12 protein-coding genes are annotated in these 10,051 nt (G+C 68.2%); 11 read left to right on the top strand and 1 reads right to left on the bottom strand.

What is annotated here, in order from left to right:
- Window positions 1-131 precede the first annotated feature (131 nt).
- The 6 genes from EDF48_RS18900 (at window position 132) to eno (ending at window position 4,322) form a co-directional block, all read left to right on the top strand.
- On the top strand, window positions 132-722 hold the full coding sequence (locus EDF48_RS18900) for a universal stress protein (protein ID WP_243698155.1): 591 nt from the start codon (window positions 132-134) through the stop codon (window positions 720-722).
- Window positions 707-1,462 (top strand): 2,3-diphosphoglycerate-dependent phosphoglycerate mutase, encoded by a 756-nt coding sequence (locus EDF48_RS18895; RefSeq protein ID WP_171907745.1) that lies wholly within the window; start codon window positions 707-709, stop codon window positions 1,460-1,462. The genes EDF48_RS18900 and EDF48_RS18895 overlap by 16 nt, the downstream gene beginning before the upstream one ends.
- Window positions 1,463-1,551: 89 nt before the next feature.
- Window positions 1,552-1,962, top strand: coding sequence for a CrcB family protein (locus EDF48_RS18890; protein ID WP_131881970.1), 411 nt, complete (start codon window positions 1,552-1,554; stop codon window positions 1,960-1,962).
- The gene (locus EDF48_RS18885; RefSeq protein WP_055960823.1) at window positions 1,959-2,330 is read left to right on the top strand and encodes a CrcB family protein; all 372 of its coding nucleotides are present in this window, start codon (window positions 1,959-1,961) and stop codon (window positions 2,328-2,330) included. Before EDF48_RS18890 ends, EDF48_RS18885 begins: the two co-directional genes overlap by 4 nt.
- A gap of 26 nt (window positions 2,331-2,356) precedes the next feature.
- On the top strand, window positions 2,357-2,842 hold the full coding sequence (locus EDF48_RS18880) for an inorganic diphosphatase (RefSeq protein ID WP_055960822.1): 486 nt from the start codon (window positions 2,357-2,359) through the stop codon (window positions 2,840-2,842).
- A gap of 145 nt (window positions 2,843-2,987) precedes the next feature.
- On the top strand, window positions 2,988-4,322 hold the full coding sequence (eno, locus tag EDF48_RS18875) for a phosphopyruvate hydratase (protein WP_083393829.1): 1,335 nt from the start codon (window positions 2,988-2,990) through the stop codon (window positions 4,320-4,322).
- Here the strand turns inward: eno and EDF48_RS18870 are convergent.
- Window positions 4,307-5,239, bottom strand: a complete 933-nt coding sequence (locus tag EDF48_RS18870) for a LysR family transcriptional regulator (RefSeq protein ID WP_208385475.1) — start codon at window positions 5,237-5,239, stop codon at window positions 4,307-4,309. The two genes, eno and EDF48_RS18870, sit on opposite strands and share 16 nt — an antisense overlap.
- Window positions 5,240-5,404: 165 nt before the next feature.
- Here EDF48_RS18870 and EDF48_RS18865 point away from each other — a divergent pair, with 165 nt between their 5' ends.
- From EDF48_RS18865 to EDF48_RS18845, 5 genes are all read left to right on the top strand, one after another.
- Window positions 5,405-6,469, top strand: a complete 1,065-nt coding sequence (locus EDF48_RS18865) for a TDT family transporter (protein WP_240614499.1) — start codon at window positions 5,405-5,407, stop codon at window positions 6,467-6,469.
- Between the two features lie 140 nt (window positions 6,470-6,609).
- The gene (locus EDF48_RS18860) at window positions 6,610-7,038 is read left to right on the top strand and encodes a uracil-DNA glycosylase (RefSeq protein ID WP_228506156.1); all 429 of its coding nucleotides are present in this window, start codon (window positions 6,610-6,612) and stop codon (window positions 7,036-7,038) included.
- 140 nt (window positions 7,039-7,178) lie between these two features.
- Window positions 7,179-7,781, top strand: a complete 603-nt coding sequence (locus EDF48_RS18855; RefSeq protein WP_131881968.1) for a recombinase family protein — start codon at window positions 7,179-7,181, stop codon at window positions 7,779-7,781.
- 6 nt (window positions 7,782-7,787) lie between these two features.
- Window positions 7,788-9,191: a Mu transposase C-terminal domain-containing protein gene (locus EDF48_RS18850; RefSeq protein WP_071301383.1), complete on the top strand. Its 1,404-nt coding sequence runs from the start codon at window positions 7,788-7,790 to the stop codon at window positions 9,189-9,191.
- Window positions 9,188-10,000 (top strand): AAA family ATPase, encoded by an 813-nt coding sequence (locus EDF48_RS18845; protein ID WP_131881966.1) that lies wholly within the window; start codon window positions 9,188-9,190, stop codon window positions 9,998-10,000. The genes EDF48_RS18850 and EDF48_RS18845 overlap by 4 nt, the downstream gene beginning before the upstream one ends.
- Window positions 10,001-10,051 lie beyond the last annotated feature (51 nt).

Genomic DNA, 10,051 nt, shown 5'->3' with positions numbered 1-10,051 from the left:
TGTGGGCAGCTTCGCTCCGTGTCGTCGGAATCGCTTCCTTCGGTGTCGGGACGTCGCGGGTGCGCGAGACGGCCCGCGTGACTTGGGGTTCGGGTGCATAATGGTGGTGTCTTCGGACCCGGTAGTGGGGCTTGCCGGACCCAACCTCGACAGTTGTCGACAACAGTCCCTATCTCAGCTGGTCGCGCTTCTGCGCGCCTGAGGTAGGGAGTGTCATGACAGCACCAATCGGTTCCGGACCGGTCGTCGTCGGCGTCCTGCCCGGCCTCGCTCCGGGGGTCATCGAGGTTGCGTCGTCTATCGCGTGGCGCTTCGGTACGACGCTGGTGTGCGTCAGCGTGGATGCATCGCTCTTCGATGCCGGTACGCGCTCGGACGGGTCGGTGATGGTGGAACCGATCGACCCTGACACCGCTGACACGACACCGCAGGGCTTGTCGGACAGTGACAAGGCGGCAGTACGTGCTGCCGCAACGACCTACGGCGTCGACGTCACGTTCGTCCCGGGTGTCGGGGATCCGAGCCGGGCACTGTCGCAAGTGGCCGAAGACCGCGACGCGGCGATGCTGGTCGTCGGGGCCAGGACGGGAGCGGGTCGAATCGCGGAGTTCTTCACGGGGTCGGTCGCGGTACGGCTGACCCATCAGCAGCACCGTTCAGTGCTCGTAGTGCCCGTTGATCCGGTCGGGTTCGATGCCCCACTGCCGTGGGACACCCCGTGACCGGCCAGCTTGTTCTGCTCCGCCACGGACAGAGCACTGCGAACGCTGCCGGTACCTTCACCGGCTTGCGAGACGTCGCGCTGACCGAACAGGGCAGCGCCGAAGCGAATCGGGCTGGGTTGCTACTTCTGCATGCCGGCATCCGACCGGACCTCGTGCTCACGTCGACGCTCGAGCGGGCGCTCCACACGGCGGAGCTCGTCACCGACGTCCTCGGACGTGATGCGCCGATCGAGTCGACGTGGCGGTTGAACGAGCGGAACTACGGCGCCCTCACCGGCATGTCCAAGCAGAATGCGCAAGCGGCGTTGGGGGCGGAGCAGTTCTTCGCTGTTCGTCGGACCCGCACGGGACGGCCACCACGCATGTCGATCCGCGCGTGGCTGGCGCTCCGGCGGACGCCGGCGCTTCGTGGACTGCCGTGGGCGGCACTTCGTCGAACCGAAACACTCTCCGACGTCATCCGCCGGGTCCAACCCGTCCTGTCGCACAGCATCACCCCGGCACTCCGCGACGGGCAGACAGTGCTCGTCGTCGCGCACGGCAACTCACTGCGGGCACTGTGTGCCTGCATGGACGGCCTAACTGACGGTGAGCTCGCGGACCTGAACCTCCCCACGGGCGAACCCCTGATCTACCGGTTCGACGGCGACGGTGGGTTCTGTCCGCGGGGTGGGGAGTACCTGCATCCGGCAGCACGAGCAGCAGCGGCAGCGGTCGCTGCGGAAGGTGGAACATGACCTCCCGAACGGACACGCACCTGCCCGATGGGCAGCTCCCGCCCGACCCAGACATCGACGCCAACGACCCGGAACGTATCGACCGGCCAGTGCATCTGCGGTGGCGGTACCTCGGTGTCGTCGCACTCGGCGGCGCCATCGGTACCGCCGCACGCGACGGACTCAGCACCGCGTTCCCCGCTCAGCAGGAGGTGTCCTGGGCGATCTTCTGGATCAACATCGCCGGCGCGCTCCTACTGGGTGTGCTGCTGGAACACCTCGCGCATCGCGGACCTGACGAGGGTCGCCGCCGGACACTGCGCCTGCTTCTGGGAACCGGTGTCCTCGGCGGGTTCACCACCTACAGCACCCTCGCGACCAGCACCGCGGTGTTGTTCCTCGCTGGCCGCGGGTTGGCCGGCACCGGGTACGCGCTCCTGACGGTCCTCGCCGGCGCGATCGCCACCGGTAGCGGCCTCGCGATCGCGGGTTTGGTCCGACCGAACGGGGCCATATCATGAGCGCCCTGGCCTTCCTCAGCGTCGCGGTCGCTGGCGGTGTCGGCGCGGCCGCACGGTTCTTCGTGGATGGTGCGATCAACCGGGGTCGGCAGTTCCGGCTCCCGGTCGGGACGCTGACGATCAACATCACCGGCTCGTTCCTGCTGGGCTTGATCACCGGCGCCGCCGGTCACCTCGGCGCCACCCCCGTCGCGGTGCTCGGAACAGGGCTCATGGGTGGCTACACCACGTTCAGCACCGCCAGCTTCGAGACCGTCCGCCTCGCACGCACTGGCCGCACCACCGCGGCTGCCGTGAACGGGCTCGGGATGCTCGTCGTCTCCGTCGCCGCAGCCGCCGGGGGCGTCACCCTCGGCACCCTCACTTGACCATCCGACTGGGAGACGAACAGCTCATGCACTTCGACATCACGATCGAGATCCCCCGCGGCAGCGGCAACAAGTACGAGGTCGACCACGCCACCGGACGGATCCGCCTGGACCGGGCGGTGTTCACCAGCATGGTGTTCCCGCAGGACTACGGCTCGATCGACGACACTCTCGGCGATGACGGCGACCCCCTCGACGCGCTCGTGCTGCTGCCCCGGCCCACGTTCCCCGGCGTCGTCATCGACGTCCGCCCGGTCGGGATGCTCCGCATGGTCGACGAGAACGGCGGCGATGACAAGATCCTCACCGTCCCCGCCGGAGACGTCCGCTTCGACCACGTCCAGGACATCTCCGACGTCGCCGAGCCGGTCCTGGCGGAGATCGAGCACTTCTTCGCCCACTACAAGGAGATCGAGCACGGCAAGCACGTCACCACCAACGGGTGGGCGAACCGTGTCGACGCCGAAGCCATCATCCGCGCCGCACAGGAACGGTTCACCCCGCACCCCTGACCGGCACCCGCGCACCCGACACCATCCAGTGCGCGCCCTGAACCGCCGTGGGGAGGCAACTGGCGCCCAGTGATCGCCAGGAGGTCGTCCCTCCGCCTCCCCGCGGCCCACACCCGCACGACCAACCCGAAAGGCGACAACCGCCGTGAACGACTACATCAGCAACGTCCACCACACCACCCACCATCAGGGCGAGTACGTGACCCACACCAGCCGCCCCGTCACCATCAGCAGCCTGCACGGCTCCCGGATCCTCGACTCCCGCGGCTACCCGACGATCCAGGTGCGTCTCGAGCTCGAGGACGGCACCGTCGTCACCGGTGACGCCCCCGCAGGCGCATCCACTGGCGCGCATGAGGCTGTCGAGCTTCGCGACGGCGGCAGCAGCTACGGCGGCCGCGACGTGAGCCAGGCACTGCACCTCATCACGACGGACGTCGCACCGATGATCACCGGCCAGTCGTGGACCTCGATCGGGCAGGCCGACGCCGCCCTCGCTGCCCTCGACGGCACCCCGAACCACCGCCGGCTCGGCGCGAACAGTGTCGTCGCGACCTCGATCGCGATGGCACGCGCTCTCGCCGCCGCAGCGGAGCTGCCGCTCTGGCGTTGGATCGCAGACGTCACCGGCAGCACGCCCCGCCTGCCCGTCCCGCACTTCAACGTGCTCAACGGCGGAGCGCACGCAGCGAACGCGCTCGACTTCCAGGAGTTCATGATCGCCCCGGTGAACGCCGAGACCATGACCGACGCGGTTCGGATCGGATCGGACGTCTACCACGCGCTGGCGGCACTGGTCCGGGAACGGTTCGGCAGTCTCGGTCTCGGGGACGAAGGCGGCTTCGCCCCGTCGATCGCCGCGCCCGAGGAGGCCCTCGACCTCCTCGTCGCCGCGATCAGTGCCGCCGGTTACGAGCCCGGCGTGGACACCGTCGCGATCGCACTCGACCCGGCGGCGAACGAGTTCGCGCTCGGTGACGGTAGCTACCGGGTCGTGGACCGCCGGCTCGACCGCGCAGGCATGGTCGACTACTACCGCGACCTCATCAGCCGGTATCCGATCCGGAGCATCGAAGACGGCTTCTCCGAAGATGACCACGGCGGCTGGAAGGCGATGTCGTTCGCGCTCGGCGACATGCTCCAGATCGTCGGCGATGATCTCTACGTCACCGATCCGCAGCGCATCCGCGACGGTGGGAAGGACGGGCTCTCGAACGCGGCGCTCATCAAGCCGAACCAGATCGGCACCGTCTCCCAGACCCTCGACGCGATCGGCGTCGCACGCTCGCTCGGGATGCGGAGCATGGTGTCGCACCGGTCCGGCGAGACCACCGACACGTTCATCGCGGACCTCGTCGTCGGCACCGGAACCGGACAGATCAAGTCCGGCGCACCCGCCCGCGGAGAACGCGTCGCCAAGTACAACCGGCTCACCGAGATCGCGGAGAACAATCCGGAGCTGCCCTACGGGCTGCGCTGACCCCGACCGGTCACCTCGTGGGCGACGCGCAGGAAAGCAGAACCAGCTGGCTGAGGCTCTCCCGACCAGATCGCCCGCAACGGCCGGGCAAGTGGCGGCCCAGCGAGCGGGACCCGCACCAGCGACCCGTCGTTGATGTCGGCGGCGACCGTGCGAAGGCTCATCACCGCCGGTGCAATTCCAGCCTGCGCGTTCGCCCGGATGATGCTCGTGGTCTCCAGCACCGCGGCCGGAACCGACATGCTCAAACCGGCCTCCCTGAGCCATGCGGCGAGGGTCGCGCGAGTTCCGGAACCTTCTTCCCGCAGGAGCAGAGCCGTCGCCGCCAGGACCTCCGCAGTGATCCCGGTCGACCGAGCCCAGGGATGTTCCGGCGCAACGACGACCGCGAGCTCATCGTCCGCGATCACCTGCGCGGACACACCTGCCGCCGTCACCGGGGTCTCCGTGAACCCGAGGTTCGCGCCACCCGACTGCACGAGGTCCGTCACCGCGGCGGAGTTGCCCGCGATCAGGCGCACCCGCACGTCGGGTTCGCGGCGGCGGAATTCGAGCAGCCAGCCCGGCAGCAGCAGCTCCGCGATCGTCTGTGACGCTGCGACGACGAGCGAACCCGTGGGAGTCCGCAGCGCAGCCACTCCTGCTTCGAGGTGGCGAGACGCGTCGAGGACCGGTCCGGCCAGCCCGACGACGAGCCTGCCGGTCTCGGTCAGCACCGACCCCGTGGTCGAGCGGTGCACCAACAAGTGACCGACCATGCGCTCGGCGACCCGGATCCGAGCAGACACTGCCTGTTGCGTGACGCCGAGCGCTCCAGCGGCAGCGGAGAGGGAGCCGGTCTCGGCGACGCGTGCGAGCACGTCGAGTGTGTCGAGGTCGAGGGTTCGGTCCGTGAGTCGCCGTAGTGCCACAATCATTGATTGTGCCCTGCCAAGAGGTTCCGGGTACCGCCAGAGGCAGGATTCGCGCAGGCTTGGCCCATGACAACGCTCCGCACGGACCCTGCACCCGCGAACGGTAGCCAGCTGCCCCAACGGCCGCAGACGGCGTTGTTCCGTGACCTGGAGCGGCCAGGCCTGATCGTGTCGAATCTCACACCGAACTGGTTCGCGTCGATCATGGGCACGGGGATCGTCGCTGTCGCAGCTGCGTCACTGCCGCTGCAGTTCCCCGGGCTGCGCCTCGCGGCGACGGTCGTGTGGGCGATCGCCGCGGTGCTCCTCGTCGCCCTCACGACCGCGACGGTGCTGCACTGGATCCGCTACCGGAGCACTGCAGCCGGGCACCAGCTCAACCCGGTGATCTCGCACTTCTACGGCGCACCACCGATGGCGTTCCTCACCGTCGGCGCCGGGACACTCCTGCTCGGCAAGGACTGGGTCGGCCTGCCCGCCGCCGTCACCATCGACTGGGTCCTGTGGACCATCGGCACCATCGGAGGACTGCTCACGGCAGTGCTCGTGCCGTACCTGGCGTTCACCCGCCACGAGAACAAGCCCGACTCCGCGTTCGGCGGCTGGCTGATGCCGATCGTCCCGCCGATGGTGTCCGCCTCCACCGGTGCGCTCCTGCTGCCGTACGCCCCCGCCGGGCAGGCGCGGGAGACGCTGCTGTGGTCCTGCTACGGCTTCTTCGGCCTCAGCCTCATCACGTCGCTGGTCGTGATCACGCTGATCTGGAACCGTCTCGCGCAGCACAAGGTCGGGGCCGCCGGCATGGTCCCGACTCTGTGGATCGTCCTCGGGCCGGTCGGACAGTCGATCACCGCGGTGAACCTCCTCGCATCGAACGCCCCCACCGTTGTCGATGCGAGTACCGCGCATGCCCTGCTGGTCGTGGCGCTGGTGTACGGGTTCGCGATGCTCGGCTTCGCGCTGCTGTGGACCGTCATCGCCCTCGCGATCACCATCCGCACTGCCCGCGAACACTTGCCGTTCAGCCTGACTTGGTGGTCCTTCACGTTCCCCGTCGGGACCTGCGTCACCGGCCTGAACGGGCTCGCCCTGCACTCAGGCCTGACCGTCGTTGCCGTCCTCGCCGTCATCTACTACGCCGGCCTCGTCGCCGCATGGATCACCGTTGCCCTTCGCACCTTTCACGGATCCGTCATCCGTGGCACCCTGCTGGCACCGCCACAGCCGGCATGAGTACCCCCGAGGAACTCGCTGACGTTCGATCGCTGAACGGTCTCGCGGAGACGTGGCGGACCGCGCCCGACGGCAGCCGACGGTTCGTCCCGAGCTTCGACCCACGATCCGGCGGCAGATTCAGCCGTGTCCTGGTCCTGATGCAGTCGCCTGGCCCCCAGACCATCGCCGCAGCGCACGCAGCGATCTGCAGCGAGGACAACCCGGGCCCGACCGCGGCCGCGTTCCGAGCAGCCCGTATCGAGTCCGGACTCGCACGCGGCGAGTACGTCCGCTGGAACCTTGTCCCATGGGAACTGCCCGACCGCGTGCGACTCGAGGACATCGACGAGGGGCGGCATGCCCTCGCCACACTGCTCGCGGCCCTCCCCGCTCTCACTGCGATCGTCACGTACGGGGCCGTTGCCCTCGACGGCGTCATGCGACACTTCACCCTGGACGAGCACCCCCGACTCCTTCCGGTCATCGCAGCACCACATCCGTCTCCCGCCAACGGCCGCCACCGATCGGAACAACACCTCCGTTCCGTGCAAGCACTCCGGCTCGCCGCGCGAGCGCGGCAGACGTAACAAATACGAACGATTCCGCTACAACTATCCGTACCGGCGCTCAGTCCGGGTGCGAGGCGCCGTGTCTTGTAGCGGAACCCAGTCCCAGAATCTACGTGCCGCCACTACCCCTCCTGGTCGAGTTTCGCTACGTTCTCTTCATGGGTCACCTTCTCGGGTATGCGCGCGTGTCCACCACAGACCAGGACGCGTCGCTGCAGATCGACGCGCTCAACGCCGCTGGCTGCTACCGCGTGTTCGTCGACACCATGTCCGGGTCGCTCCAACACCGGCCCGAGCTCGACAAGCTCCTCGACCAGCTCCGCCCCGGCGACACTCTCGTCGTCTGGCGACTCGACCGGCTCGGCCGGTCCATCCGGCACCTCATCGATCAGCTGCACGCTCTCGCCGAGCGCGGCATCGGGTTCCGGTCCCTGCAGGAGGCCATCGACACCACCTCGCCCGGCGGCCGGCTCGTGTTCCACGTCTTCGCCGCGTTGGCGGAGTTCGAACGGGACCTCATCAAGGAACGCACCAACGCCGGCCTCGCCGCCGCTCGAGCCCGCGGCCGCACCGGCGGCCGACCATCTCGGCTCTCCGCGGACCAGGTGCGCACCGCACGCCGGCTCTACGAACAGCAGGACATGACCGTCGCGCAGATCGGCGACGTGCTCGGCGTTAGCCGCACCACCATCTACCGTGCACTCGCGAAGCACGCCGAGCCCGTCGCGGCGCGACGAACCAAGCCTTCCCCAACGATGTAGCTGGCTATGGACGCGAGCGAGCGGTGGGGCATCCTTCGACTGCACGTCGAGGACGCCATCCCGCTCGCCACCCTGGCCCGCACCACGGGCGTCGCTGAGCGCACCCTGCAACGCTGGTTGGCCCGCTACCGAACCGGCGGATACCCGGCTCTCGCCGACGGCACCCGCACCGATCACGGCGCCCGACGGACGGCACCGGAACTGGTGCGCCTGATTGAGGGGCTCGCACTCACCAAGCCACGACCTTCGATCGCCACGATTCACCGCCAGGTCGACAATTACTGCACCAAACGAGGTCTCTCAGCGCCGTCGTACTCCGTTGTGCGGTCGATCGTGAACGGGCTTGATCCCGGGATGGTGACGCTCGCGCTTGAGGGGCCCGCGTCATATCGGGACAAGCACGAACTGCTGCTCCGACGTCGTGCGGATCGCCCCAACGCGATCTGGCAGGCGGACCACACGATGCTCGATCTGCTCATCGTCGGACCCGACGGCAAGCCCGAACGGCCGTGGTTGACGGTGATCCTCGACGACTACTCCCGCGCGGTCTGCGGGTACATGGTGTTCCTCGGCGCCCCATCCGCCGCGAACACCGCGCTCGCGCTCCGGCAAGCGATCTGGCACAAGCCGGAACCGGACTGGCCTGTCTGCGGGATCCCAGACGTGCTCTACACAGACCACGGGTCCGACTTCACCAGCCACCGAATCGGCGACACCGCCGCCGTGCTGCACCTCCGCATCATCCACTCGCAGGTCGCTCGCCCCCAGGGCCGCGGGAAGATCGAGCGGTTCTTCGGCACCATCAACACCGAGCTGCTCCCAACGCTCCCCGGCCACCTCGCACCCGGATCCTCGGCGCCGGCGCCGACGCCGGCGCTGGATCTCGCCGGTGTCGACAGTGCCATCAACACGTTCATCCGCCGCTACAACGCCCGCATCCACCGCGAGCTCCGGAAGAGCCCACTGGAAGCGTGGATCGCAGACGGGTGGCTGCCACGAATGCCGGACTCCCTCGAGCAGCTCGACGGGTTCCTGCTCACCGTCCCGACCACGCGTGTCGTGCAACGAGACGGCATCCACTTCGAAGGGCTCCGCTACACCGCAACCACTCTCGCACCCTTCGTGGGCAGCACCGTCAGCGTCCGGTACGACCCCCGCGACGTCACCGAGATCCGTGTCTTTCACCGCGACGCGTTCCTGTGCACCGCGATCAGTACCGCGCATCAGACCGAGACCATCAGTCTCAAGCAGATCCAGGCCGCCCGGAACGCGCAACGAAGAGCCCTGCGCGGGCAGATCCGCGAACGCATCGCGATCGTCCGCCCCACACCCGATGATCACACCCCACCAGCACCCGCACCGGCACCGGATCAACCGCGACTGATGACCTACGAGGAGGACCGGTCATGACGAGCCAGTTCATCATCACGAAGGAACACCGTCGGTTCGCGGAGTTCGCCGACGCCGTCCGGAAGCAGAACACCATCGGCGTCTGCTTCGGCCCCGCTGGCGTCGGCAAGACCCTCTCCGCACGCCGCTACGCCCACTGGGACAGCATCGGCCCGTTCATCGCCAGATGGGCCGCACGCAGCGAAGACGACACGAAGATCTACGCCGCCGCCCACCGAGCCCGCACCGTCTTCTACACGCCCGAGGTCTCCGCCACGATGCGCGCCCTGCAGGACGACCTCCGGCACGACATGCTCCGCACCGAACGCTGCATCGAGGAACACCTCCTGCTCCAGGGTCGCCACTTCGACCACGCACACGGCCCCAACCTGTCCCTGCTCGAGCTGATCATCATCGACGAGTCCGAACGCCTCACCGGCAACGCGATCGAGTGGCTCCGCGACCAGTACGACCGCACCGGCATAGCGATGATCCTCATCGGCATGCCCGGCATCGAGAAGCAGTTCAGCCACTACCCGCAGCTCTACAGCCGCCTCGGTTTCGCCCACCAGTACCGTCCGCTCGGCCACGACGAGCTGCTCTTCGTCCTCGAACGTCAATGGCGCAAGCTCGGCAAGACGCTCGACCCCGACGACTTCACCGACGCGCAAGCCATCGCCGCCGTCGAACGCATCACCCGCGGCAACTTCCGGCTCCTTGAGCGCCTCCTCCCTCAGATCCAACGCGTCCTGAAGATCAACGAGCTCGACGTCATCACCAACGACGTCGTCGAGGCCGCCCGCAGCACCCTCGTCATCGGCACCACCTGACCCGACACCGATCGCAGCGAAAACGACGACACAGAGCGAGGCTGCTCACAC

Source organism: Curtobacterium sp. PhB191, from assembly GCF_004346515.1.
Classification (GTDB): domain Bacteria; phylum Actinomycetota; class Actinomycetes; order Actinomycetales; family Microbacteriaceae; genus Curtobacterium.
Note: the sequence above shows the minus strand (reverse complement) of the source record. Positions and strands in the feature narration are given on the sequence as shown.

What these genes read in the sequence shown, in the direction of transcription:
- EDF48_RS18855 (WP_131881968.1), top strand. Translation starts at nt 7,179, where the DNA reads ATGGGTCACCTTCTCGGGTATGCGCGCGTGTCCACCACAGACCAGGAC.
- EDF48_RS18885 (WP_055960823.1), top strand. Translation starts at nt 1,959, where the DNA reads ATGAGCGCCCTGGCCTTCCTCAGCGTCGCGGTCGCTGGCGGTGTCGGC.
- EDF48_RS18870 (WP_208385475.1), bottom strand. Translation starts at nt 5,239, where the DNA reads ATGATTGTGGCACTACGGCGACTCACGGACCGAACCCTCGACCTCGAC.
- EDF48_RS18850 (WP_071301383.1), top strand. Translation starts at nt 7,788, where the DNA reads ATGGACGCGAGCGAGCGGTGGGGCATCCTTCGACTGCACGTCGAGGAC.
- EDF48_RS18880 (WP_055960822.1), top strand. Translation starts at nt 2,357, where the DNA reads ATGCACTTCGACATCACGATCGAGATCCCCCGCGGCAGCGGCAACAAG.
- EDF48_RS18860 (WP_228506156.1), top strand. Translation starts at nt 6,610, where the DNA reads ATGCAGTCGCCTGGCCCCCAGACCATCGCCGCAGCGCACGCAGCGATC.
- EDF48_RS18845 (WP_131881966.1), top strand. Translation starts at nt 9,188, where the DNA reads ATGACGAGCCAGTTCATCATCACGAAGGAACACCGTCGGTTCGCGGAG.